Below are 23,454 nucleotides of genomic sequence, written 5' to 3'. Positions count from 1 at the left end.
GAGCGACAACCTCGTCAAAGCACTCATCGTTGAGGTGGGAGACGTCGAGTACCATGCCGGCGTGCTCCATCTGCGTAAGTGCCTCGATGCCGGCGCCGGTGAGGCCGGCGTGGGTGTCGTGGCCGCTCGCGAGCGGCCCCTGCGCATTCCAGCTGAGTGACGACATAAGCACGCCCAAGCTCTTGAGCACTTCGATCAGCGCGGGGTCCTCGGCAAAGAACGTGGCGTTTTCGATGGTGTGGATGCAAGCGACCTTGCCGTCCTTGAGCGCGGGGCGAATGTCTGCGGCGCTGCGCACGTTGACCATACGGTCGTGGTTGAGCATTGCCTGGCCGCTCATATGCGCCATGATCTGCGCCTGGAAGCGCGCGGCGTGGGCGGTGGGAATCTCGTCGGGGACAAACGTGGCGAAGCACTGTGCCCACGGCGTGTTGCCGATCTTTGCGAGCGAGATGGCACAGGCGTTACCCTCGATGAGGTCGAAATCTTGCGGATGCGTTTCGTCGCCGGGGAAATAGCCGTCGGTGCCGGCGGTAAAGCGCAGGTCGAGATCGAGCGTGGCCCAGCCGATGCGGTCGGCGGTGTCGCAGTGTAGGTCAAATACGGGATATGCCATGGTTCCTCCGGTTGCAGCGTTTCTTTGCAAACTGTCATTGAATTGTATGACTAGGGTATAGTTAGCGCCATATGTTCACGGCGGCCCGCGTTGTGCGCCGCCCTTATCACGGAGGTTACCATGTCCAACCAGGGCAAGAAGGTCAAGACCCATTATCGCGGCACGCTCGACGACGGCACGCAGTTCGATAGCTCCTACGATCGCGGCGAGCCGCTGGAGTTCACCTGCGGCGCCGGTCAGATGATCAAGGGCTTCGACGCCGCTGTTGTCGATATGCAGGTGGGCGAGAAGAAGACCGTGCACATTCCTGCTGCCGATGCCTATGGCGAGCACAATCCCGAGATGGTTCTGACCTTCCCGGCCGAGCAGGTTCCCAACATCGAGCAGATCGAGAAGGGCATGAAGCTCTTCCTGTCCACGCCGAGCGGCATGCCTGTCCCCGCCGTCGTCATTGACGTGACGCCCGAGGCCGTGACGCTCGACGCCAACCACGAGCTGGCCGGCAAGGACCTCAACTTTGATATCGAGCTCGTCGAGGTCGAGGGTTAGAGTATGCCTGAACGCTTGGTTTCGACGACATGCTTGGGAAATCTCAACGATCCGTCCTATGAACTCCTGCTTCGCCGGAAGTTGGGCGGCGTCTTTGAAGTTGACGATCTGCTGCTCGATTGGGACCAGGCTGATGTATACGCGTTTGTGGGCGTGACGGAGCTGGGGCGCACGGTCGATGTTCGGCTGGATACTGCCGACGGCGGTCGTCTTGCCGACGGCGACGTGCTCGCCATTGACCGTTCGGGCATGGTGCCCGTGGCGGTTGTCGTGCGCTTGCGCAGCGCCGAGGTTTATTTGGTCGAAGTTGACCGCATGGACCCGATTGCGCTCGCGCATTCGTGCTGGGAGATCGGCAACATGCATGCGCCGCTCTTCCGGGGCGACTCGGACGAGCATACTGTGCGCATGTATACGCCGGTGCAGCCTGTTTTGGGCCGCATGCTCCGGGGTGTCGAGGGTGTTCGGCTCTCGCTGGTTACCCGTGAACTCGATGCGGACCGGCGCTTTGCGTCGAGTGCGGCGGAGGTCGTCGTGAGCATGGCTCCCGACTTTACCATCGTAAAAAAGGCGCGCGGCTAAGCGCGCGTATGCGCAAGACGGGCTTTGAGGGGCGACCGATCAAGGTCCGTCTTGCTGTTGATATGAGGCTTTGGGGGAAGCATATGGGTCTTGAGGGAATCAAACTGATTGCATGCGATTTGGACGGCACGTTGCTGCATCCGGGGGAGCGCGAGCTGCGTTCCGAGGCCTTTGAGCTTATCGATGAGCTGCATCGTCGTGGTATCGTGTTTATGCCGGCGAGTGGCCGTCAATATGCGAGCTTGCGCTACCTGTTTGCCCCGGTGGCCGATGAGCTCGCCTATGTATGCGAAAACGGAACCCTGGTGATGAGCGAGGGGCGTGCCGTCGTCAAGCGTTCCATGGAGCGTAGCCTTGCTATGGTTATCGCGAATACCGTGGTTGCGTATCCCCATACCGACATGACCCTTTCGTGTGAGGGGCACATCTACACCATGAGCGGCAACGATGCGTTCGTCGACCATTTGCGCTATGTGGTCCACTGCGATGTGGCGGTGGTCGACCGTCCCGAGGACATCGACGAGGATGTCATTAAGATTGGCTTCCAGACGCCCGAGGTGGATTATCCGGCGGCCCGGGAGTATTTCGAGCGCCTCTTTGGCGACCGTGTCGATGTGATGACGTCAGGAACCGCATGGACGGACCTTATCGGTTTCGGTTCGGGCAAGGGCTCCGCGCTTGTCGATTACGGTCGTGTCCTGGGGATTTCGCCCGATGAGATGATGGCATTTGGCGACAATGAGAACGATCGCGACATGCTCAACGTCGTGGGCCATCCCTATCTGATGGAGAGCTGCAACCCCTCTATGCGTGGCATTAACGACCGCGTCCGCTATGTGCGCACGGTCGAAGAAGAGCTGCGTCGTCTACTTGCTGAGTAGACATTTGGGACATGTCTAGAAATCTACTTTTTGCTGCAAAGTGCGGAAAGGTGGATTTTAAGGCATGTTCCAAACATCTACCTACAGTCGGGGCAGAGACCCTCGAAGATGGTGTAGTGCGACGTGACGTGCCAGCCGATTTGCTCGGACGCCTTGGCGTCGAGCTGGGCATCGAAGGGGAGCGGTACGTCGATGACGCGGCTGCACGAGGTGCAGATGATATGCGCATGCGGCTCGATCGTGCGATCGAAGCGGCTGCCGCCCGGCGTCTTGATGGAGAGAATCTCGCCGGCATCTGCCAAGAGATTGAGGTTGCGGTAGACCGTGCCGCGGCTGATCTTGTCATCCTGTTCGCGCACGGCGTTGTAGATTTCGTCGGCGGTGGGATGGTTATAGCTTTGGCGCACGGCGTCAAGAACCAGCTTTCGCTGCTTGGTATTCCTTCTTTGCACCGCCATGCGCCTCGCCTCTTTTCTATTAACGGTCGTAGGTAAATGATACCGTATTTAGCACACAATACTAATAATGAGGACTGAAACCGTCTTCATTGGCAAGTGGGGCTCGGGCCTGGGCGTCTACGAGGCGAAAACGCGTTCCCATGCGCTCGTAGGAGGCATGAAGCGCCTCGAGATGAGATAGGATGTTTGCCGGAGCTCCCTGTATCTCCATCTCGACTGAGCCGTCTTCCATGTTACGCACCCAGCCGGTGAGGGAGCGTGCCTGCGCGAGGTTGGTGTTGGTAAAGCGAAAACCAACGCCTTGGACTTGCCCCGTCCAGTGCAGGAAATAGCGCAGGGGAGTGTTTTGAGTGGCCTCGTCGCTTGCGAGTACGGTAAGCCTGCGGCGCAGCTCGAGCTCGACGTTCGATGGTTTTTGAGGCTCTCGACTGCCGCCGGTGACGCTGGAGAAGAACGTATCGAAGAGGCCCATCGCTATGCCTGCTTGTCTGCGTCGGCCGGGAAGGTAATGCCGGCCTGCTGGCGCACGGCATCCATGATGCGCAGTGAGACGAGCGTGACATCGCGGTAGTGGCCAAGCTCGTGGCGTCCTGCCGGGGTCTCCCAAATCTCTTCCTTAACGTTATCGATGCCGTCGATGGCGGTGATAAAGTCTGTGAGTTCGTATTCCATAGTGTTGCTCGATTTGGGCAGGTCGAGCACGCGGCCGTTGTCGCCCTGTTCGCGCGGTGCCTCGGTCGCCGAGCCGCGTACGACATCGCCGCGATAGTCGATGCGGACGTTGCGGGGCGTGGACAGATGGTCGATCTGGATAGTGCCACGCTCGCCTTCGATCTGCGAGGGCAGCAGGTCATTCGTAATTTTGGAGTGCGCGAGCTCGACGGAGATGCGGCCTCCGCCGTAGCTGGCGAGGATGGAACCGCAGCCGTCGATGGGGCCGTGCGTGAGCTGTCGCGTGGTGGGGTCGAGCAGAGTAGTCATGCTCGTAAGGCCGGAGGGCATGCCGAAAATCTCGACCATGGGCTCGACGGCGTAGACGCCAATGTCCATGAGGGAACCCGATGCCATATTGCAGTCGAAGATATTGGTGGCGCGTCCCGCGAGAATCTCGTTGTAGCGCGAGGAATACTTGCCAAAGCGCAATGAGGCGCGGCGGATGGGGGCGATCTCGCCCAGGGCGTCCTCGATGGCGTGGAAGGCGGGATCGTGGAGGGGACGCATGGCCTCGAGGGCCACGACACCTGCTGCCTCGGCAGCGCGGAAGACTTCCAGCGCCTGTGCTTCGGTGGCGCAGAAGGGTTTCTCGACGATGACGTGCTTGCCACCGGCGATGCAGGCGAGCGCCTGCTCGTAATGGAGCGCATTGGGGCTGCCGATGTAGACGGCATCGACGCCGGCGGCTGCCGCAAGCTCATCGAGTGACGTAAAGTTTCGCTCGCCGCCGTGCTCGGCAGTAAAGGCGGCGCCGCGCTCGGCATTGCGCGAGAGCGTGCCTACGAATACGGCCTGGTCGTTGGCATTGACGACCTGAATAAAGTCGTCGGTGATCATGGACGTGCCGATGGTTGCGATACGCAGCATGTGTCCCCCTTGCGTTGTTTGGCCTACAGGACGAGTGTAGCGCGGGAGGACACAAAAGCGTGCGAAAACGCCGTTACAGGTCGCTCTCGTTAAAGCCGGTGTCGATATCGAGGTTGCTGCCGTCGGCTGCCGTGGTGGCGAGCTCATCGCAGCGCTCGTTGAGCTCGTGGCCGGCATGTCCCTTAACCCAGATGAACTCCACCTTGTGCTTGCTTTTGGCGGCAAGCAGGCGCTCCCACAGGTCGCGGTTCTTGACGGGCTGCTTGTTGGCAGTTTTCCACCCGCGCTTTTTCCAGCCGTCGATCCAGTGTTTATTGAAAGCGTTGACGACGTACTGCGAATCGGAATGGACCTCGACCTCGCAGGGGCGGTTAAGCGCCTCGAGCGCCACGATGACCGCCATGAGCTCCATGCGGTTGTTGGTGGTCTTGGCGTAGCCGCGCGAAAGCTCGGAGGTGAAGGTCTTGCCGGCGGGGTTGGTGTATTTGAGCACGGCGCCGTAGCCGCCGCGTCCCGGATTTGATCGGGCCGAGCCGTCGGTGTAGATGATGACCTTCACATGGTTCCTTTCGTTGGGTACGTTTCGTGTGAGTGACCATTGTAGCGCCGCGTTCGCCGAGGGCTAGCAATCTACCATATCTACCCTGTCCTCAGATGGCTGGTTTTCTTGGATGATGCGGTCGAGCTCGTCGAGGTATTGCTGCAACAGGGGAGAGGGCTTGCGTTCATCGTGCATGATATAGCCTACGTGCATCGTCGGGGCATCTGCCAGTGGAATCGATGCCATGCCCCATTGCATTTCGTTTGAGAGCACGCCGGTGGAGAGCGTGTAGCCGTTCGAGGCGATCAGCAGGTTGGTGAGCGTGCCGCGGTCAGAGACTCGAATGTTGCGATCGCAGGGGATGTAGCTAAACGGCTCCTCGGCGTAATAGAAGGAGTTCGAGGTGCCTTGCTCAAAGCTGTAGCGCGTATAGGGTGTAAGGTCGGCAAGGGACAGCTGAGGGCGGCGTGCGAGCGGGTGGCGCTCGCTAACGAAGACGTGGACCGTTGCGTCGAAGAGGGGATGGAAGCTTGCGCGGGCATCGGCGAAGGCCTTCTGCAGAACGCGGGCGTTAAAGTCATCCAGATACAGAATGCCGATATCGCTGCGAAACGCGCGGACGTCATCGATGATCTGCGATGTGGTGGTCTCGCGCATGATGAACTCGAACTTGCTGTCGCGGCAGCGCTCGACCACGTTGACAAAGGCCTCGACCGAAAAGGCGTAGTGCTGGGCGGAAATGGCGAGGCGGGCTTGCGGGGTGCCGCCGTCCTCGTAGCGCGCCTCGAGCATATCGGCCTGCTCTACGACTTGACGCGCATAGCCCAAAAGCTCGGTGCCGTCGTTGGTGAGCGTGACGCCGCGGCTGGAGCGCGTAAAGATCTCCAGATGGAGTTCCTGTTCCAGGCTTTTGACGGCGTTTGAGATGTTGGACTGAGCGGTATAGAGGCGCTGAGCTGCGGCGTTGATTGAGCCGGACTCTGCCACGGCAATCAGAAAACGAAGCTGCTGAAGGGTCATCGACGCCATCCTTTCGATTGCTATCTATAAAACCGATAACAGTTTAGCGCTTTTAAGTGATTGACCGAGCGAAACAATGCTCGTACTATTCAAAACACACAAAGGCGGTAGGTAATTAAACCGACCACGGAACCGGGATGCGAAAGGAGGCCCGCATATGAATTGCTTACCAAGACGAATGCCGGGCTCCTGTTTGCGCCCGTCGGCGTGATCAGGAGACAGCGACTTACTTCTCTCTAATTAATTTACTTTTGTTCGATCAAGGAGATCATCATGAGCCAGTTCATCAACAACCCCGAGCACACCTTTGGTTTCGATACCCTGCAGCTTCACGTTGGCCAGGAGAGCGCCGATCCCGCATCCGACTCCCGCGCCGTGCCTATCTACCAGACCACGAGCTATGTGTTCCGCAACTCCCAGCACGCCGCCGACCGCTTTGGTCTTGCCGACGCCGGTAACATCTACGGCCGTCTGACCAACTCCACCCAGGGCGTCTTCGAGGACCGTATCGCCGCACTTGAGGGTGGTGTGGCAGGTCTTGCCGTCGCCTCCGGTGCTGCTGCCATCACCTATACCCTGCAGGCTCTTGCCCAGGCCGGTGACCACGTGGTGGCTCAGAAGACCATCTACGGTGGCTCCTACAACCTGCTGGAGCATACGCTCTCCCAGTTTGGCGTCGAGACCACCTTCGTCGATGCCCACAACCTGGACGAGGTCGAGGGCGCCATCAAGGACAACACCACGGTCATCTATCTCGAGACGCTCGGCAACCCCAACTCCGACATCCCCAACATCGACGCCATCTCCGAGATCGCCAAGAAGCACGGTCTGCCGGTTGTCGTCGACAACACTTTCGGCACCCCGTATCTGTTCCGCCCGCTGGAGCATGGTGCCAACATCGTCGTCCACTCCGCAACCAAGTTCATCGGCGGCCACGGCACCTCGCTGGGCGGCGTGATCGTCGACGGCGGTAACTTCGATTGGAAGGCGAGCGGAAAGTACGCCCAGATCGCTGAGCCCAACCCCTCCTACCATGGCGTCTCGTTTGCCGAGGCTGCCGGTCCCGCCGCCTTCGCAACCTATGTCCGCGCCATCCTGCTGCGTGACGAGGGCGCCTGCATCAGCCCGTTCAACGCTTGGATCCTGCTCCAGGGCACCGAGACTCTGTCGCTGCGCGTTGACCGTCATGTCGAGAACACCAAGAAGGTCGTTGAGTTCCTGGCTGGTGATAGCCATGTCGCCAAGGTGAATCACCCGAGCCTGTCTGAGCACCCCGATCACGAGCTCTATCAGAAGTACTTCCCCAACGGCGGTGCCTCGATCTTTACCTTTGAGATTAAGGGTGGCCAGGAGGCAGCTTGGAAGTTCATCGACCATCTGCAGGTCTTCTCGCTGCTCGCCAACGTGGCCGACGTCAAGTCGCTCGTCGTGCACCCGGCTACCACTACGCACTCCCAGCTCTCTGCCGAGGAGCTCGCCGAGCAGAACATCACTCCCTCCACGATCCGTCTTTCCATCGGTACCGAGAACGCCGAGGATATCATTTGGGATCTGAAGCAGGCCTTCGCCGCGCTGGACGAGTAAGGCGACTTGTGCAAGGACCCCTTGCGACTCGATAGGTATAACTGCATAAAATGCCTGCTCAAGGAGCCTGTGCGAACAATGGTTGCACAGGCGCCTTTTTTGCATAGAGCGGGTGCAAAAACAGGGTTTTTGGCATGCTTTATGCAATCGAGATGTGGAAAACTCCTGTTGAGAGGATGTGAGTTTTACGCAATTGACGTGCGCCTTTTGAGTAAAACCGCAGGTCGCGATTTGCTCGGGGTACTATGCAGCGCGATCGAATCACACGCAGCTCAAACGCAGCAAAAACGCACTACGGAGGTTTCTAGCTACATGAGGATCGATTCACGAAAACCGAAAGCCGCCGCCCTTTCCGCCGCTCTGACCGTGGCACTTTTGGCGGGCGCCGGTGCAACCGATGCCCACGCGGCAACACTATCCGATACGGTTGGACCTACGCCGTCCGAGGCGACGCTGGTGCAGCCCGTTGACTATCGCGGCGATGGTTATGGTTCCATGCAGGAGTGGAACGCCTCGATGGAGGCCAAGCGCGATTCCCTTGAGATGCGCGCTCAGATCATTATGAATATGTATGGCGACTATGCTACCGATGACGAGCGTGCTGTGCTGCAGGGTTGCATCGACGGTGCGGGTAGCCTGTTGACGATGGGGGAGGTCGACGCCAAGTCGACCGAGCTCGATGAGCTGCGCGCTGCGCTTGAGGATGCCAAGCGCGAAGCGCTCGAGGCTGCCGCCGAGGCGGAGGCTGCCGAGGCCGCCCAGGCTTCGTACTACAACGCCGGTTACACTCCGTCTTACGCGTCTGCCGCGTCCTACGCGAACGGATCGGGCCTGACGCGCTCTGCGGGTGTCAATAACTACAACGGGCGCCGCGAGACCTATTACAGCAGCAATGTGCTTTATCACTATCGCACGGGCGAATGGACTCAGGATTCTGAGGGCTTCTGGCGCGATTCCGACGGCTATTACGTTGTTGCCGCGGGCGATATGGCCCAGGGCTCGACCTTTACGGGCTCCAAGGGTGATTGCAAGGTCTATGACTCCGGCTGCGCTGCCGGAACCACCGACTACTACACCGGTTGGTAATTTTTCTGCATCACGGATATTTGGCGGACGGGCGTCTTTACCGAGCTTTAGGGCAACGTAAGGACGTCCGTTCTATGTATGCGTTTGAGTTAACAGAGCCCTTACCGTGGCGGTACGCTGGGCGTATGGATGCGGGGCACACTAGTTCATGAGAAATAAGGTCTTTCTCTTGGAAGAAGTGGTCTTGTGAATGCTCGAGATATTGCCGTTGCCGCCGTCGCGTTGATGCTCGGCTGCCTTGGTCCCACGGTCGCGCTCGTCGCGGGCATGCAGGGGACATGCGGGACTGCTCCTATCGTGGTCGGCGCGCTGATCGCGGCCGCACTGCTGGGAAGCGCGGGCGTGGTTCTTTGCCGCGACGATGAGGACGAGGTGCCGGGGTCGCAACGTTAACTGTTGTGAGATCGGCCGCCGGTCATAGACGAAGATGAAGGCCGCCGCAGGGGAAAGGTTCCCTTGCGGCGGTTTTGCTGTTAAGGCTGTTGAATGCGGCGCGTTGGCGCTACCAGCTTTTCTCGATATCGCGGATGCGCCGATAGAGCCACTTGTTTTGCGGTGCCTGGATATCGTGTTTGGCTGCGAGGCGGCAGATGGTGCCCGCGAACTCATCAACCTCGGTTTTGCGCCTTGCGATGCGGTCTTGAGCCATCGAGGGCATACCGGCGGGGTCGATTCCCTCGATGAGGTGCACCATTTGCGTCAGGTCTGCCTCGGTCAGTTCAACGCCCTCGGCGTTGGCGACCGCAAGCGTTTCGCGCATGGCGGAAACAAAGCAGCGACGCTGCTCGGAGCCCGGCTCCGTGGCGCTTCCGTAGGTCCCGCCGTAGGCCATGCAGGTCTGGTTGATGCCGTCGTTGAGCATGAGTTTGGCCCACATGCGGTGGGCGATGTCGTCCTCGACGGTATGGGCGATGCCGCAGCGCGTATAGAGCTCGTCGATCGCGGTGATGGTTGCGGGGTTCGTGCCGGCCGCCGCGCCAAAGCGGATTTCGCCCGCATTGGTAAAGGTGAGCGCGCCGTTGAGAAACACGGCGTCCATGCCCTGGCAGATACCAAGAACGGTATGCTCCCAGCCAAAGCGTTCGGCAATCTTTTGCTCGCTCGTAATGCCGTTGCACAGCGAGGCGATGAGCGTGTTGGGTCCCACGACGCGCTCCATAGTCTTGAGTGCTTGGTCGAGACCGGTGGTCTTGACTGTCAGGATGACCAGATCGGCGGGCGTCGCCTCGCTGGCACGGACGGACGTGAGATCGCAGGGCTTGCCGTTGACGGTGAGCGCGTCGTTCGCATGACGCTCAAAACGGGCATCATCCATGACGTATTCGACGGCGTCGTTGCCGAGCGCCCGGGCGATTATGCTGCCGTAGAGCAGGCCGACGCCGCCCTTGCCGATAAAGGCGACCTTGTTGATCTGCATGTGAATCATCTCCCCATGTAAAAGGCGCCCGCGTAAGGGGCGCCTGATGGATTGTATGCTGCCAGGGTGATTGGTGGGTGCGCGGGGCGGCTGTTATGAAAAAGAAACTATTGCGCTGTGCGCTTATGCCGCGGGGCAGACCGCAAAGACATGCGCGTGGTCATGCCCGGCCCCTTTCATCGGGCTTTTTGCTGATGTTAAAGCGGTGCCGTGACAGCTCGATTTCTGCTGCGTTACGATACGTTCTCGATTGCGATTCCACGATGTTTCGGCTGCGTGACCATTGTGTTTCGCCTTGCCGGGGCGCTGATGGCGAAGGGAGGGGCCGTGCAATACCGTGTTGACCCCAAAAGTGGTAACCGAATATCCGCTCTGGGTCTGGGCTGCATGAGGTTTCCCGGTGCGCCGGGACACCCCGATGCGAAGACGGCCGATGCCATCATCTCCCGTGCGGTGGAGCAGGGGATTAATTATCTGGACACGGCCTATCTCTATCCCGGCAACGAGGCTTGCGTGGGCGCTTCGCTTGAACGCCTGGGCTTGCGCGACCAGGTTTTGCTCGCAACCAAGCTGCCGCATGCTTCGTGCAAATGCGCGGAGGATTTCGATCGGTTTTTCGACGAGCAGCTGCGCCGCCTGCAGACCGACCATATCGACTATTACCTTATGCACAACATCACCTCGCCTGCGCAGTGGGAGCGCGTGGTGGCGCTGGGCATCGAGGACTGGATCGCGCAGCAAAAGGCTGCAGGGCGTATTCGTCAGATAGGCTTTTCGTACCACGGCAGCGCGGCGGACTTCCTTACGATGCTCGATGCGTATGAGTGGGACTTTTGCCAGATCCAGTACAACTACGCTGGAGAACGATATCAGGCGGGAACGGCGGGGCTCATGGCCGCCGCCGAGCGAGGTCTCGCGGTGTTTGTGATGGAGCCGCTTTTGGGCGGACGCTTGGCAGGCAAATTGCCTCCGCGGGCGCGCGCTGTTCTCGATGGTGCATGCGATCGGCATTTGCATACGCCTGCCGCTTGGGGGCTCTCGTGGGTGTGGAATCATCCCCAGGTGACCATGTTGCTTTCGGGTATGACCGATACCGCGCAGGTGGACGAGAATTCGTCACTGGCAGACCTCGCGTTGCCGAATTCGATGACGGCCAACCAGCTCGACACGATTGCGCGCGTGTTGATGGAGTTTGAGAAATCGAACCGTGTGCCCTGCACGGGATGCGGCTATTGCATGCCGTGCCCTAAAGGCATCAATATCCCTGGATGTTTTGCCGCCTACAACGCAAGCTATGCGCACAGCTGGTTTACGGGGCTGTCTCAATACTTTACGGCGAGCGCGGTGCGCACAAGCGAGCCCAAGTTGGTGAGCAATTGCGTCAAATGCGGCAAATGCGCGCGGCACTGCCCGCAGCACATCGATATTCCCGAGCGTCTCGACGATGTGCGCCGACGTTTCCAGCCTGGTCCCGTGACGGCGGTGCTTAAGGCCTTCGGCAAAACGCGCTCCTCATGACCCTTTTATAACTTGCGGTGGAATAGTTCCTGTTTGCGGCAGAATAGGGGCCAAACAGGAACTATTTCACCGCAACTGATGGGAGGCTATCGTGGGTGACCGAGGTTTACGTAATGATTCGCGTGAGGTTCGTTGGGGCATTTTGGGCGCTGGGCACATTTCTCATCGATTTGCCCCGTCGCTCAAGAAGGTCGACGGGGCACGGCTGGTGGCTGCGGCCGGCCGCACTCCTGCACATGTCGAGGAATTTTGCCGAGCGTTTTCGATCGATGCTGCGCATGGCCATGCCTCGGTCGACGATAACGGCAATGCGGCTTATGACGCGCTGATTGCCGACACCGATGTCGACGCAATCTACTTGGCTCTTCCGCATGGCATGCATGCGCGTTGGGCCTGTCGCGCGCTGCGCGCCGGAAAGGCCGTGCTGTGCGAAAAGCCGGCCGTTTTGAGTGAGGAAGAGGCTCTCTCGATTGCCTCCGCCTCTCGTGAGCGCGGCGTGCTGTTTATGGAGGCGATGAAGAATCGGTTTTGTCCGATGCGCACTCGCGTGAAGGACTTGCTTGCGTCGGGTGAGCTTGGCCGTATTGTCTCGATTGAAAGCGTGCAAAAGCTCGATTACGGCGAGCCTCCTTCGGGCTATCTGCTTGATTCGTTGCAGGGCGGCTGTCTATATGACATGGGCTGCTATGCGGTCGGTTGGTTTGAGGATTTGCTCGCGGGCGCGTGCGAGGTTTCATCCCGTGAAGTTCGCTGGCGTGACGTATCAGGCGGCCGCGTCGATTGGGCCGACGAGATCCGTATGAGCGTCGGCGGTATACCCATTCATATGGTGTGCGACGGCAAAGCAACATATGAAAGCCGCTTAACGATTGCCTGTGAGCGAGGCTCGTTGGAAATCGAGCGTCTCCATCGCCCCGAGCTCGCCCATGTGAAGTATTCCGACGGTCGAGTACTCGAAATCGATGCACCATTTGAGGTTGATGATTTCTACGGCGAAATCCAGCATGCGACCCAGCTCATCCGGGCGGGGAAACTCGAGAGTCCCGTCATGCCCCTTGCCGCCACGCAGCGCTGCGCGCGCATTATCGATGCAATCCGTCTAGCCCTCTAGGACTTGGCGCTGACGCGTAGGGGATCATGACGCCGGCGCCCGTGGTGCCTGGCGGCCCACATCTCTGATGCCCCTTTTATAACTTGCGGTGGAATACGGTCTGTTTGCGCCAAAATAAGGCACCAATAGACCGTATTTCACCGCAACTGATGAGGGGGAGTTGGAGATGCTGACGATCGGATGTCATCTTTCGACGACGAAGGGCTATCGGGCAATGGGAGAGACGGCGTTGTCCATTGGCGCCAATACCTTTGCGTTCTTTACGCGCAACCCGCGCGGTGGCAAGGCAAAAGACCTTGACATGGATGACGTGGCGGCTCTGCGCGAGCTTATGGCGCAAAACGACTTTGGACCGCTGGTGGCGCATGCCCCGTATACCTATAACCCCTGCTCCGCTAAGGAGCGAGCGCGCGAGTTTGCCCTGGAGGCCATGGCAGAGGACCTGCAGCGCATGGAAGCACTGCCCGGCAACTACTACAATTTTCATCCCGGTGCGCATGTGGGACAGGGGGCAGACGTCGGCATTCAGATGATTGTCGACACGCTGTGCCAGGTGATGTTTGAGGGACAGCAGACGACGGTATTGCTTGAGACCATGGCAGGCAAGGGCACCGAGGTGGGCCGTAGCTTTGAAGAACTGGCGTGCATTATCGAGGGCGTTGCCGCCAAGTGCCCAGAGCTGTCCGATAAGCTGGGCGTTTGTTTGGACACCTGCCATGTGAGCGATGCCGGCTACGACATCATCCATGATCTGGACGGCGTACTCGACGAGTTCGACCGCGTGGTGGGTATCGATCGCTTGCATGCCGTACACATCAACGATTCGAAGAACCCTTGTGGCGCCCATAAAGATCGTCACGAGTGCATCGGCAAGGGATACCTTGGCGGCGAGGAATTTGGTGGCGGTATGCAGGTTATGCAGAATATTGTATCGAATGGCCGTTTGCGTTCGCTGCCGTTTATTTTGGAGACTCCGAACGAACTTGCAGGTTATGCAGCTGAAATTAGACTATTAAGGTCATTGCAGCAGTAACGACTGTCACAAAGTAGAGTATTCAATTCACGTTATGGGTTTGTTTCAATCAGTTTTCTCATTGCAGATTCGTAATTCCGGGTGCATAATAGCCAACAGTTTTTGCAGACCTCTGAATCAAACGAGGTCACCGGAAGGAGACTGATTATGAAGCTGAAGAAGCTTGGCGCATTTGCCGCCACGGGTGCTATGGCGCTCGCCCTCGCTCTGACGGGCTGCGGCTCGTCCAACGCCACCTCTGGTTCTAATGCCGGTTCCAGCAGCTCTGACGACGCTAAGGTCGAGAAGGTCGACGGCTCCAAGGAGTACGCACTCGTCAAGGACGGTACGCTGACCGTCGGCACCTCTGCCGAGTACGCTCCGTTTGAGTACAAGGATGACAACGGCGATTATCAGGGCTTTGACCTTGAGCTCATCAAGGCTATCGGCGACAAGCTGGGCCTGGATGTCGAGTATGTCAACAATGACTTTGACACGCTTGTTCCGGGCGTCGCTTCGGGCGCCAAATATGACGTCTCCATCGCGGCTATCACCGACACGCCCGAGCGTGAGAAGGAAGTCACTTTCTCCGATTCTTACTACATGGACGATCAGGCTATCGTGACCAAGGTCGATAACACCGACATCACGGCCGACAACTACAGCGAGAAGCTCAACAACGCCGACGCTACCATCATCGTCCAGTCTGGCTCGACCGCCGAGTCCTTTGCCCAGGAGAACTTCCCCAAGGCCAAGATTGTCCCCTACAAGGACGCCACCGAGTGCTTCAGCGCCCTGCAGTCCGATAAGGGCGACGCCGTAGTCACCAACCGCTCCGTTGCCAGCCAGCTGACCGCCGAGCAGTTCAACACCTGCCAGACCATTAAGCAGATTAGCACCGGCGAGGAGTACGCCATCGCCATCAACCAGGGCAACACCAAGCTCAAGGACGACATCAACCAGGCCATCAAGGACCTGACCGACGACGGTACCGTTGACGCCCTCATGGCTAAGTACAATATCAAGTAAAATAGCTACTTGATTGCTCGCGGGCCCTTTCCGCTTTGGCGGAGAGGGCCTTTGCGCTTCTCTTGACGGAGAGCATTTCCGTCTCGTTTTGCCGGCAACTTCTACGATAGGAGCCACCTTGTCTCGACTGAACAAAGGGGCTGCGGAGCAGCGTTTTCCACTGCCCGCCTTGCTCCAAAAGCTAGTCTGCGTCATGGCCGTGGCGCTCGCGCTGGTGTGTGTGGGGACATATGCGCCCACGACCGCCCAGGCGCTTGAGACCGCAAAGATTACCGCTCGACCCAACACCGGTTCGGGCAGCGCTGTGGTCGGCGGTACCGAGACGCGCATTACCTGGGAGGTCCAGGCCGATGCCGATGAGGAGCTGAGCGGTCTTTCGCTGACGTTTGTCGACGGCACGACGTTTGGTACCGATGACACGCGATTGACGATGCTCTCGGGCGAGGACCTCATGGATCGTACGCCCATGAAACCCACGTGCAAGGCTGACGGCCAGACGCTCAAGATTGACTTTGGCGAGACGGCGCCTGCCGGCGGCTTTTTCCGTGTCGAGGTTTATGGTGTGACGTTTCCCGTCGAGGGCGGCGATGAGGCCTTTGGCGGCACCTATACGCTCGCTGACGGGTCGACCAAGAAGATCTCCAAGATTCCGTCGGTGGAGATCAAGGGCGTGACGGCCTTCGATAACTTCCTGGCCGATCTTAAGGAGCAGCCGTGGGTCGAGGCCTGGAACTCCAATATGTTCCTGCGCCTGTTCTTGAACCCGGTCATTTTGGTCCAGAGCCTGCCGATCGTCTTCAAGGGCTTCCTCATGTCGCTCTCGATCGTGCTTGTGGCGTTTCCGCTGGCAATTCCCTTCGGTTTCGCCCTATCGCTCATGCGCATTTCCAAGTCGCGCATCCTGCGCTGCCTTGCCGGTATCTACGTGAATATCATTCGCGGTACGCCGGCATTCCTGCAGATCTATATCGCGTTCTTCGGTCTGCCGTTGGCCGGCGTCAAGGTTGATGACTACGTGCTCGGCGTCATCGTCATGGCCATGAATTCGTCTGCCTATTTGTGTGAGATCTTCCGCGCCGGTATTCAGTCGATCCCCAAGGGCCAGAACGAGGCTGCGCGTTCGCTGGGCATGAATGCCTTCCAGACGCTGCTCTACGTTATGATTCCGCAGACGTTCCGCAATGTTTTGCCTACGCTGACCAGCGAGTTTATCTTGCTTTACAAGGATACGTCGCTGCTTGCCGCCGTGGGTGTGGTCGAGATCGTCATGAACGCCCGTACCATCGTGGCCACGACGGGCTCCATTACACCGTACGTGGTTGCCGCCCTGTTCTATCTGGTCATCACCCTGCCGCTCGCTCGCTTGGTGAGCGGTCTTGAGGCGAGGCTTTTGGGCACGGCCGAGACCAAGAAGAAGCGTCCCGCAAAGAGCGCCGGACAGGTTGTCGCGACGCCTGCCGATCACATCGCCGGTCTGTAAGGAGGTCCTATCATGAGCGAAACCAATAACTCGAACGAGGTCGTCGTCAGCATCAAGAACCTCCAGAAGGCCTTTGGCGACAACGTGGTCCTGCGCGACATAGATCTGGATGTGCACAAGGGTGAGGTCGTTGTGGTCTTGGGCCCCTCGGGCTCGGGCAAGTCGACGATGCTTCGCTGCATCAATCGTCTGGAGCATCCCACGAGCGGCTCGATTATCGTTGAGGGCGTGGATGTGTGCGCCAAGGGTGTCGACCTCAACAAAGTGCGCACGCACCTGGGCATGGTCTTTCAGCAGTTCAACCTGTTCCCGCACCTGTCGGTCAAAAAGAACGTCATGCTTGCGCAGCAAAAGGTGCTCAAGCGCAGCAAGGAAGAGGCCGAGAAGATTGCCATCGAGGAGCTGACCAAGGTCGGCCTTGCCGAGCGTATCGACTTTATGCCGAGCCAGCTCTCGGGCGGCCAGCAGCAGCGCGTTGCCATCGCCCGCGCCCTGTCGATGAACCCGCACGTCATGCTCTTTGACGAGGCCACCTCGGCGCTCGACCCTGAGCTCGTGCGCGACGTCTTGGGCGTCATGCGCGACCTGGCACACGACGGTATGACCATGATCGTCGTGACGCACGAGATGGGCTTTGCCCGCGATGTCGCCGACCGCGTCGTCTTTATGGACGGAGGCGTCATTGTGGAAGAGGGTACGCCGAGCGAGGTCTTCGACCACCCCAAGAGCGAGCGCACCAAGGCGTTCTTGGGCAATATCTCGTAGCCGGTTGATGTAACTGCCGTTACAAAAGAGCGGGGCTGGACTTGAATCCAGCCCCGCTCTTTTGTAGGGATGGGGATGCGCTTTGATGCAGGCTCTCTTGGAAGCCCTGGGTTCGTTACGCGAGCTCGGCTCCGAGGGCCTTGCAAGCGGTCTCGCCCTCGTCGTCGGGCGCGTCGTAGCAGATGGTGGAGTCCACGACGTTGACGCCGGCCTCGTCGGCGTCGGCCTTCCAGTTGTCCATCCACTCGCCCTCGGCCCACGAATAGGAGCCAAAGAGGACGACCTTCTTGTCGCCGAGAGCCTCCTTGACCTCGTCCCACATCGGCTGGAACTCATCGTACTCGAGTTCCTCGGAGCCCATGGCTGGGCAGCCGAAGGCGAAGGCATCATATTCGGTGGCCTTGTCGGCAGAGAAGTCGGCGCAGGAGATGACCTCTGCCTCGGCGCCGGCATCGGTTGCACCTTCGGCAACGAAGTTTGCCATGGCCTCGGTGTTGCCCGTGCCGCTCCAGTAGACGACGGCGATCTTGCTCATGTTGAGTCCTTTCAGTTGTGCGGCAGGTTGCCGCGGCTTCTATGTTCTATCGGGTTGCCTGGGCAAGTTGCGCCAAGCTGCAGCCCTGCTGATAGACAAAGGTGAGGTATTGAGTACAAGCGCGGTAGGCGTCAAACATCGCAAGCGCTTGCTCGACATTCGTGTAGACCTTCCAAGCTCCAAAGACCTTGTAGTTCTCGCCGCGCTGGACGATAAACTCGCGCACATCGTCGTAGGGATATCCGAGGAAGTAGCCTATTTCGTGCGGAAACTCGCAGGTGCAGTCGTTGCTGCAGCTAGCTTGCTGGGGTAGTGCGTATCGAGTCTGGCTACAGGCGCATTCCGCGACGTTATTGCTCGCGAGCGTGATGCGTGATGCCAAATGTACAAGGCATGTCGAAAGGTCTCTCGTGTCGTAGCCTTCCGAGGCGAGCGCCGTTTGGGCGCGAGGGTCTGCGAAATAGGTGGTGAGGCTTTTGGCTCGGTACATATACACGAGCGCTCCGCAGGGCCGCCAGACCAAAACACTCAGGTGGATACCGAACGGGTCAAGCTCGCGATTGCACTGGGCGATAACGTTGAGCAGGCGTGCTCGGCGCTCTGCGATGGTTTCGGTTGCGACCGAGCCGTCCCCGTGGGCGTAGGTGCCTGGATAGGTAAAGAGCGATGCCGGCTTGATGCCCGCGAGCGTGGGAGAGCAGTTGCGCACGACTGCCGCCTGAAACGTTGGGATGTCTATGGTTCGAGTCACGGCGCCCCTTACGGATCTAAACTGTTAGCCTAGGAAAACTTATACACGAAAGTAAGCCATGGTCAACAAAAAAGTTTGAAGAGGGAAACTAATTGACCGAACGGACATGATTTTGGGTTAAGATGGGGACACCCCATGGGGGTATCTAGATAGGGCTACTTGAAAGGGGAACGCATGAGTGACTTGCTCAACCCTGCGAATCTCATCGTGCTGGCCGTCATTGCCGTCGGTATGTTTTTTGGACTGCGTCGCATTGCCGCTTCGACACACGGGAAGAGTTGTTGCAGTGATGGTACGAGCGGCAAGAAAGCCAAAAAGGTTGTTGTGGTGGATACCGATGCATCGCACTATCCCTATAGCGATGAGTTGCTTATCGGCGGCATGAGCTGTGACGGCTGCGCTCAGAACGTGGCCAATGCCCTGAATGCGCTGGATGGCGTGTGGGCAACGGTGACGTATGCGGATCACACGGCACGTGTGCGCTCTAAACAGCCGGTTGATCGCGACACACTCGAGACGGCGGTGAGGGGTGCGGGCTATTACGTTATGAAAATGTAGGCGTTGCCCTCTCCGGTGGGTACCAGCCTCCTGCCCATTGTGACTATCGGCATCCAAAAATTTGCGCAAAAATAACCTTTAGATGCGGCAAAAGTGGAGTTTGGTGACGGTTTGCGCGGAATTCGCTACCAATCGAGCATCTATGAACCCGTCCAAAAAATTACAGGTGTATATTTATATACTGATTATTGCTGTGCTCAGATTGCAATTAACCGTGGACAGAAATGAAGAATGCTAAAACTGGGCTTTAGGACAGGGGAGGCTATAACCTTATGAGACGAGTGGGAACACTTGGTTTGGTGGCAGCGCTTGCCGCTATCTTGGTATCGCCGCTGCCGGCGCACGCCGAAGACGCATCGGGTGCCGTTACCTACAATGCGGGAAATGGGTATTCCTTTGAGAAGCTCTCGCATCCTACGGTAGGAACGTCGCAGCCGGATGGCATCGTCGACTACCAGGGTAACGGTGCCGTTGCCGTTCCGGGCGCCGATGGTAATACGGCCAACAACGAAGGCGATCGCGGCCAGAGCTACACTTGGGCGGCTGCGAGCTATGGTGACTGGCTTTATGTGGGCACCTGCTATGCGGCGATGGGCAACACGCTGACGCTCATGAACAGCACGCTGGGCGATTCCTTTGATGTCGAAACCATGCGCCTGACGCTGGAGGCCATGTTTAACGGTACCTTCTTCTATGGACAGCAGAAGGAGGACGGCACGGCCGACAAGGACAGCGGTGGCATCTTGGTCAAGATCAATACCAAGACCGGTGAGACCAAACTGCTACTCTCTGAATCGCTCAACGGCGTCGCTCCTTTGTTCCGCAACGCCGTGAGCTATAAGGGTAAGCTCTATTTCTGCGGCAGCGTCAGGACCAATGACGGCAAAGGCGGCCTGCCTGCTGTATACGAGATCGATCCTAAAACGGATGAGTGCAAAGCTGTCTATCGGGGCCTTTCGAGCATGCAGGATTACGGTGCTGCCTACAAGCAGGGCATTTCTACCGGTATCCGCGGCATGTGCGTCCATGATGGCCAGCTCGTCATCAGCAATGTGGGTAAAGATGCAGCCGGTAAGTTTGTGGCGACGATCTTGACGTCGTCTGACCCCTCGAAGGGCCAGGACAGCTTCACCGAGATTGCCAACTCGGACACGCTGTTTGGCTATCCGGTGATTCGCTATAAGGACAGCATCTACGGCGGCGCCATTTGGGATATGGTCTCGTACAATGGCCATCTCTATGCGACCATCTGCACCGGTACGCCCGAGAACGCTCCCGATGATAATTCCATGCAGTCGTTTGCCATGGTCCGTGGCGACAAGAATGCCGACGGCAGTTATTCGTGGACTCCCATTGTCGGCGATCAGAAGACGGACGGTGCAAAGTACTGCTTTGGCATCGATCCTGCCCGTACCCGTTCTGGCGCTGCCAACCTCATCGTCTACAACGACTACCTCTATATCGGTGAATACAACGACGAGGAGATTGCCCTCGAGCGCATCCTGTTCAACAAATCCAACACCGAAGAGGGCGGTAAGAGCAGCATGGGCGGCGTTGACTGCTCGTTTGTGAATGCCAATCTTGAGCAGTCGGTTAACATCTATCGCATGGACAAGGACGAGAACATGGAGCTCGTCGTTGGCGATCGCACCGACATGTTCCCCGAGGGCGGTATTTCCGGCCTGACTTCGGGCTTTGGCCGAAACGAGAACCAGTACATTTGGCGCATGCAGAAGTTCGACGGCAAGCTGTATATCGGTACCTTTGATACCGCGAGCCTGCTTGAGCCGATCGGCCAGTTCTCCAATGGCGACATTATCGATATGACGCCCGAGGAGTGGGACTCTCAGGTTCAGCGCCTTAGGGACCTGCTCGATTACCTGCTCGACAAGAAATCGCCTGACGACCCCATCGTTCCCGTGAACACGCTTGCGGACGATGATTCAAACGAGGCCGTCGAGGTCGATGATTCGAACGAAGCTGCCGAGGTTGATGATTCAAACAAGGCCGTCGATGTCGATGACGAGAAGACCGAGGTTGCTAAGGGCTTTGGCGATCTGAGCGATGCGCTGGAGGATGCCGCGGGCGGTCTTTGCGATCAGGCCGCGACGATGTCCCAGGACTTTGAGGACGACGCCGCTTATGTCCAGAAGATCGATGGCGAGATCGCGTACTTCAAGTCCTTTGCCGACCAGTATCAGGACATGCTCGATAGCTATGAGAGCCTTAAGCAGCAGTACGAGGATGCCTATGGCACCGAGCTGCCGAGCGATATTCAGGATGCGCTCGATAAGCTGCTGAGCGAGGAGAACCTCAAGAAGTTGCAGAGTGTCCTTACGTGCATGTGTTACCTGCGCGATGCCGAGCGCGGCTTTGATATGTATGTGACCGAGGACGGCGTGAACTTTACGACGCTGACGACTAATGGCTTTAACGATCCGTATAACCATGGTCTGCGCACCTTTGCGGTGACCAACCAGGGTCTGTGCCTTGGTACCGCCAACCCGTTCTATGGTTGCCAGGTCTGGATCCAGCGCAAGGAGAATTCGGAGAATCCGGTTGATCCCGGTACTCCGGATCCGACGGAACCCACCGATCCTTCGCAGCCGGGTGGCGGCGATCAGCCTGGCGGCAGCCAGACGGGTGGCAACGACCAGTCGAGCAGCACCACGACCACCGTCACGACGACCGCTAAGAAGACTCCGAAGGACGGCTCGCTGCCTCGCGCTGGCGACTCGACCCTCACGCTGGTCTTGGGATTGCTGGTTGCAGCTGCCGCAGTGCTTGGCATTGCTCTCGTCTTGCGCAAGCGTTCTCGTCGCTAGGCTCGTCCGCGTAGCTCAATGTCTTGGATATCGTCGAAGTCGATGGCGATATCCCTGAGTTTGAGCAGCTTGAACGCGGGAAGCACTTCGTCGAGAATGCCGGTGCGGCTACGATAGCCGTACGTATCGTAATAGGTGACGCGCACCAAGTCGCCACGTTTGAGGCCCTCGAGCTTTTTTGAAAGCTCGAGGGCTTTTTCTTCCGTGAGTTCGCATTTTGGTTCGACGGTGATTTCCTGCTTGCGCACGAGTTCGTAGTATCCCGTGAGGGCGGCAAAGGGCATAAACTGTGCGGCGCGGTTGGCGCGCACGGCACCGTTGGCAGTGAGCTTGGGGTCGGCGGCGCGGCGTCTGCCCTCGGGGTCCGCCAGGCGCTCGAAGGCGGTCGGCGGGCGCACGGGCTGTTGTTTGGGTTTAGGCACGGTGTCCTCCAACTTGGTCGTTGCGTTCGCGTGCGGTGGCGCCGGCGGTAAAACTCAATCCTTTGACCAGGGCGTTCTTGCCGTATTTGCCTTTTACGGCCAACACGGCGCGCGCCAAGTCGCGCTCGCGCTCATCCGCCTCGATATCGCTGAACAGATCGATGGTGGCAAATTCTTCGGGTACCAGATTGCCAAATCCCAGGTTGATGCGCTTGACCGGTCGTTTGGGATTGACGGTCTGCGCCCAAAGCTCATCGAAATAGCCCATGATCTTCTTAAACGAATTGGTGCGCTCGGGCAGCTTTCGCGAAGCGTTGGAGTGCGCAAAGAGTGCGGCATAGCCACCGCGCGGTTTGCCGCCATGCTCTCTCACAAAGATGCCATCGATTGCCTGCGCCTCGCGCACCAGGCGGCGCCGTTCGCCATCTCGCTGGACGGGCTTGGGCGCACGGGGTGCGAGCTCGGGGCCGGCGGTTGCGGCGGGTTCGATGCTCGACGTGCTCGAACGCAAATGTCCGCATCCGTCTACATATTGCGCCGTGCCGCTGGCGTCGAGGCGGCGTATGTCGGCGCGCTCGCTTGCGTAGCCCACAAAGAGCGAGATGCTGTCGCACACCACGTGCTTGTCGATTAAATCCAGTACGGCGGCATCGACCATCTCGCGCAAGACAGTGTAGGCCTGCTCGTAGGCATAGCCCTTCGAGAGCACCTGTCCTGTGGTGGTCGAGGTCGCTTGCGGGCGATAGGCTTGGATATCGGCGATGGTTGTCGGTTCACGCCCGAAGGCGTGGTCGATAAGATACTCGGCATTGACGCCGAGTTCGTCGTAGAGCAGGTTCTCGTCGAGTGCGGCGACACCCATCAAATCGTAGACGCCGTATTTTTCGAGTCGTGCTGCCACGCCGGGGCCGATGCCCCAGATGTCGGTGATGGGGCGATGGAGCCAGATCTCCTTGCGAAAGGTCTCGTCGTCGAGTATGCCGATGCGGCTGGGCACGTGCTTGGCGGTGATATCGAGTGCCACCTTGGCCTGGAATAGGTTGGGGCCGATGCCGACCGTCGCCGTGATGCCGGTGCGCGCCAGGACCTCGTCGCGCAACATGCAGGCGAAGCCTTCCGCATCGGTGTGATAG

The 23,454-nt window shown here is 58.8% G+C and carries 25 protein-coding genes; 14 read left to right on the top strand and 11 right to left on the bottom strand.

What is annotated here, in order from left to right; all coding sequences use genetic code 11:
* On the bottom strand, nucleotides 1-616 hold a 616-nt coding region (locus tag ABCN01_RS09290), incomplete at its 3' end, for a dipeptidase (RefSeq protein WP_343014267.1).
* 120 nt (nucleotides 617-736) lie between these two features.
* Between ABCN01_RS09290 and ABCN01_RS09285 the strand changes: the two genes are divergently transcribed.
* From ABCN01_RS09285 to ABCN01_RS09275, 3 genes are all read left to right on the top strand, one after another.
* Nucleotides 737-1,165, top strand: coding sequence for an FKBP-type peptidyl-prolyl cis-trans isomerase (locus tag ABCN01_RS09285; RefSeq protein WP_035138874.1), 429 nt, complete (start codon nucleotides 737-739; stop codon nucleotides 1,163-1,165).
* A gap of 3 nt (nucleotides 1,166-1,168) precedes the next feature.
* On the top strand, nucleotides 1,169-1,747 hold the full coding sequence (locus tag ABCN01_RS09280) for an urease accessory protein UreE (protein WP_052044235.1): 579 nt from the start codon (nucleotides 1,169-1,171) through the stop codon (nucleotides 1,745-1,747).
* A gap of 83 nt (nucleotides 1,748-1,830) precedes the next feature.
* Nucleotides 1,831-2,628, top strand: a complete 798-nt coding sequence (locus ABCN01_RS09275; protein ID WP_342996649.1) for an HAD-IIB family hydrolase — start codon at nucleotides 1,831-1,833, stop codon at nucleotides 2,626-2,628.
* A gap of 77 nt (nucleotides 2,629-2,705) precedes the next feature.
* Here ABCN01_RS09275 and ABCN01_RS09270 read toward each other — a convergent pair whose 3' ends face one another.
* The 5 genes from ABCN01_RS09270 to ABCN01_RS09250 all read right to left on the bottom strand — a co-directional run bounded on the left by ABCN01_RS09270 (nucleotide 2,706) and on the right by ABCN01_RS09250 (nucleotide 6,228).
* Nucleotides 2,706-3,086 carry a Fur family transcriptional regulator gene (locus ABCN01_RS09270; protein WP_192934621.1) on the bottom strand — a complete coding sequence of 127 codons (381 nt, stop codon included), beginning with the start codon at nucleotides 3,084-3,086 and terminating at the stop codon, nucleotides 2,706-2,708.
* A 61-nt stretch (nucleotides 3,087-3,147) separates the two neighbouring features.
* Complete coding sequence (locus ABCN01_RS09265) at nucleotides 3,148-3,558, bottom strand: acylphosphatase (protein ID WP_342996648.1); 411 nt, start codon at nucleotides 3,556-3,558, stop codon at nucleotides 3,148-3,150.
* 2 nt (nucleotides 3,559-3,560) lie between these two features.
* A complete protein-coding gene (locus ABCN01_RS09260; protein ID WP_342996647.1) occupies nucleotides 3,561-4,667 on the bottom strand; it encodes a Gfo/Idh/MocA family protein in 1,107 nt (368 codons plus the stop codon).
* 73 nt (nucleotides 4,668-4,740) lie between these two features.
* The gene (rnhA, locus tag ABCN01_RS09255) at nucleotides 4,741-5,226 is read right to left on the bottom strand and encodes a ribonuclease HI (RefSeq protein ID WP_055286906.1); all 486 of its coding nucleotides are present in this window, start codon (nucleotides 5,224-5,226) and stop codon (nucleotides 4,741-4,743) included.
* 63 nt (nucleotides 5,227-5,289) lie between these two features.
* On the bottom strand, nucleotides 5,290-6,228 hold the full coding sequence (locus ABCN01_RS09250; protein WP_342996646.1) for a LysR family transcriptional regulator: 939 nt from the start codon (nucleotides 6,226-6,228) through the stop codon (nucleotides 5,290-5,292).
* A gap of 273 nt (nucleotides 6,229-6,501) precedes the next feature.
* Here ABCN01_RS09250 and ABCN01_RS09245 point away from each other — a divergent pair, with 273 nt between their 5' ends.
* From ABCN01_RS09245 to ABCN01_RS09235, 3 genes are all read left to right on the top strand, one after another.
* Entirely contained in the window at nucleotides 6,502-7,812 is a 1,311-nt protein-coding gene (locus tag ABCN01_RS09245) for an O-acetylhomoserine aminocarboxypropyltransferase/cysteine synthase family protein (protein WP_342996645.1), read from the top strand.
* Nucleotides 7,813-8,124: 312 nt separating this feature from the next.
* Complete coding sequence (locus ABCN01_RS09240) at nucleotides 8,125-8,898, top strand: hypothetical protein (protein WP_117848772.1); 774 nt, start codon at nucleotides 8,125-8,127, stop codon at nucleotides 8,896-8,898.
* A gap of 186 nt (nucleotides 8,899-9,084) precedes the next feature.
* Nucleotides 9,085-9,291, top strand: a complete 207-nt coding sequence (locus ABCN01_RS09235) for a hypothetical protein (RefSeq protein ID WP_342996644.1) — start codon at nucleotides 9,085-9,087, stop codon at nucleotides 9,289-9,291.
* 109 nt (nucleotides 9,292-9,400) lie between these two features.
* Here the strand turns inward: ABCN01_RS09235 and ABCN01_RS09230 are convergent, their stop codons facing one another.
* Nucleotides 9,401-10,315 (bottom strand): ketopantoate reductase family protein, encoded by a 915-nt coding sequence (locus ABCN01_RS09230; protein WP_342996643.1) that lies wholly within the window; start codon nucleotides 10,313-10,315, stop codon nucleotides 9,401-9,403.
* Between the two features lie 327 nt (nucleotides 10,316-10,642).
* On the opposite strand from ABCN01_RS09230, the gene ABCN01_RS09225 reads away from it, so the two are divergent.
* From ABCN01_RS09225 to ABCN01_RS09200, 6 genes are all read left to right on the top strand, one after another.
* On the top strand, nucleotides 10,643-11,833 hold the full coding sequence (locus tag ABCN01_RS09225; protein WP_342996642.1) for an aldo/keto reductase: 1,191 nt from the start codon (nucleotides 10,643-10,645) through the stop codon (nucleotides 11,831-11,833).
* 91 nt (nucleotides 11,834-11,924) lie between these two features.
* Entirely contained in the window at nucleotides 11,925-12,944 is a 1,020-nt protein-coding gene (locus ABCN01_RS09220) for a Gfo/Idh/MocA family protein (protein WP_342996641.1), read from the top strand.
* Between the two features lie 166 nt (nucleotides 12,945-13,110).
* Nucleotides 13,111-13,977, top strand: a complete 867-nt coding sequence (locus tag ABCN01_RS09215) for a deoxyribonuclease IV (RefSeq protein WP_152067907.1) — start codon at nucleotides 13,111-13,113, stop codon at nucleotides 13,975-13,977.
* Between the two features lie 147 nt (nucleotides 13,978-14,124).
* Nucleotides 14,125-14,985 carry an ABC transporter substrate-binding protein gene (locus ABCN01_RS09210; protein WP_152067906.1) on the top strand — a complete coding sequence of 287 codons (861 nt, stop codon included), beginning with the start codon at nucleotides 14,125-14,127 and terminating at the stop codon, nucleotides 14,983-14,985.
* Between the two features lie 118 nt (nucleotides 14,986-15,103).
* The gene (locus ABCN01_RS09205; protein WP_342996640.1) at nucleotides 15,104-16,465 is read left to right on the top strand and encodes an ABC transporter permease subunit; all 1,362 of its coding nucleotides are present in this window, start codon (nucleotides 15,104-15,106) and stop codon (nucleotides 16,463-16,465) included.
* Between the two features lie 12 nt (nucleotides 16,466-16,477).
* Complete coding sequence (locus tag ABCN01_RS09200; protein ID WP_342996639.1) at nucleotides 16,478-17,230, top strand: amino acid ABC transporter ATP-binding protein; 753 nt, start codon at nucleotides 16,478-16,480, stop codon at nucleotides 17,228-17,230.
* Nucleotides 17,231-17,345: 115 nt separating this feature from the next.
* Here ABCN01_RS09200 and ABCN01_RS09195 read toward each other — a convergent pair whose 3' ends face one another.
* Nucleotides 17,346-17,765: a flavodoxin gene (locus tag ABCN01_RS09195; protein WP_342996638.1), complete on the bottom strand. Its 420-nt coding sequence runs from the start codon at nucleotides 17,763-17,765 to the stop codon at nucleotides 17,346-17,348.
* Between the two features lie 46 nt (nucleotides 17,766-17,811).
* On the bottom strand, nucleotides 17,812-18,516 hold the full coding sequence (locus ABCN01_RS09190) for a DUF3793 family protein (protein WP_342996637.1): 705 nt from the start codon (nucleotides 18,514-18,516) through the stop codon (nucleotides 17,812-17,814).
* A gap of 174 nt (nucleotides 18,517-18,690) precedes the next feature.
* Between ABCN01_RS09190 and ABCN01_RS09185 the strand changes: the two genes are divergently transcribed.
* On the top strand, nucleotides 18,691-19,074 hold the full coding sequence (locus ABCN01_RS09185; protein WP_342996636.1) for a heavy-metal-associated domain-containing protein: 384 nt from the start codon (nucleotides 18,691-18,693) through the stop codon (nucleotides 19,072-19,074).
* Nucleotides 19,075-19,346: 272 nt separating this feature from the next.
* Nucleotides 19,347-21,899 (top strand): hypothetical protein, encoded by a 2,553-nt coding sequence (locus tag ABCN01_RS09180; protein ID WP_342996635.1) that lies wholly within the window; start codon nucleotides 19,347-19,349, stop codon nucleotides 21,897-21,899.
* Here ABCN01_RS09180 and ABCN01_RS09175 read toward each other — a convergent pair.
* Nucleotides 21,896-22,321 carry a hypothetical protein gene (locus tag ABCN01_RS09175; protein WP_226812450.1) on the bottom strand — a complete coding sequence of 142 codons (426 nt, stop codon included), beginning with the start codon at nucleotides 22,319-22,321 and terminating at the stop codon, nucleotides 21,896-21,898. The two genes, ABCN01_RS09180 and ABCN01_RS09175, sit on opposite strands and share 4 nt — an antisense overlap.
* Nucleotides 22,314-23,454: DinB/UmuC family translesion DNA polymerase (locus tag ABCN01_RS09170; RefSeq protein WP_343014265.1), on the bottom strand; the 1,141-nt coding region annotated here is incomplete at its 5' end. The genes ABCN01_RS09175 and ABCN01_RS09170, both read right to left, overlap by 8 nt.

Origin of the sequence: Collinsella aerofaciens (assembly GCF_039062365.1) — a bacterium.
GTDB lineage: Bacteria > Actinomycetota > Coriobacteriia > Coriobacteriales > Coriobacteriaceae > Collinsella.
The sequence above is the reverse complement of the archived record's forward strand: the minus strand, read 5'-3'. Positions and strand labels throughout refer to the sequence as shown.

What these genes read in the sequence shown, in the direction of transcription:
- ABCN01_RS09285 (WP_035138874.1), top strand. Translation starts at nt 737, where the DNA reads ATGTCCAACCAGGGCAAGAAGGTCAAGACCCATTATCGCGGCACGCTC.
- ABCN01_RS09280 (WP_052044235.1), top strand. Translation starts at nt 1,169, where the DNA reads ATGCCTGAACGCTTGGTTTCGACGACATGCTTGGGAAATCTCAACGAT.
- ABCN01_RS09275 (WP_342996649.1), top strand. Translation starts at nt 1,831, where the DNA reads ATGGGTCTTGAGGGAATCAAACTGATTGCATGCGATTTGGACGGCACG.
- ABCN01_RS09270 (WP_192934621.1), bottom strand. Translation starts at nt 3,086, where the DNA reads ATGGCGGTGCAAAGAAGGAATACCAAGCAGCGAAAGCTGGTTCTTGAC.
- ABCN01_RS09265 (WP_342996648.1), bottom strand. Translation starts at nt 3,558, where the DNA reads ATGGGCCTCTTCGATACGTTCTTCTCCAGCGTCACCGGCGGCAGTCGA.
- ABCN01_RS09260 (WP_342996647.1), bottom strand. Translation starts at nt 4,667, where the DNA reads ATGCTGCGTATCGCAACCATCGGCACGTCCATGATCACCGACGACTTT.
- ABCN01_RS09250 (WP_342996646.1), bottom strand. Translation starts at nt 6,228, where the DNA reads ATGACCCTTCAGCAGCTTCGTTTTCTGATTGCCGTGGCAGAGTCCGGC.
- ABCN01_RS09245 (WP_342996645.1), top strand. Translation starts at nt 6,502, where the DNA reads ATGAGCCAGTTCATCAACAACCCCGAGCACACCTTTGGTTTCGATACC.
- ABCN01_RS09240 (WP_117848772.1), top strand. Translation starts at nt 8,125, where the DNA reads ATGAGGATCGATTCACGAAAACCGAAAGCCGCCGCCCTTTCCGCCGCT.
- ABCN01_RS09230 (WP_342996643.1), bottom strand. Translation starts at nt 10,315, where the DNA reads ATGCAGATCAACAAGGTCGCCTTTATCGGCAAGGGCGGCGTCGGCCTG.
- ABCN01_RS09215 (WP_152067907.1), top strand. Translation starts at nt 13,111, where the DNA reads ATGCTGACGATCGGATGTCATCTTTCGACGACGAAGGGCTATCGGGCA.
- ABCN01_RS09210 (WP_152067906.1), top strand. Translation starts at nt 14,125, where the DNA reads ATGAAGCTGAAGAAGCTTGGCGCATTTGCCGCCACGGGTGCTATGGCG.
- ABCN01_RS09200 (WP_342996639.1), top strand. Translation starts at nt 16,478, where the DNA reads ATGAGCGAAACCAATAACTCGAACGAGGTCGTCGTCAGCATCAAGAAC.
- ABCN01_RS09195 (WP_342996638.1), bottom strand. Translation starts at nt 17,765, where the DNA reads ATGAGCAAGATCGCCGTCGTCTACTGGAGCGGCACGGGCAACACCGAG.
- ABCN01_RS09185 (WP_342996636.1), top strand. Translation starts at nt 18,691, where the DNA reads ATGAGTGACTTGCTCAACCCTGCGAATCTCATCGTGCTGGCCGTCATT.
- ABCN01_RS09180 (WP_342996635.1), top strand. Translation starts at nt 19,347, where the DNA reads ATGAGACGAGTGGGAACACTTGGTTTGGTGGCAGCGCTTGCCGCTATC.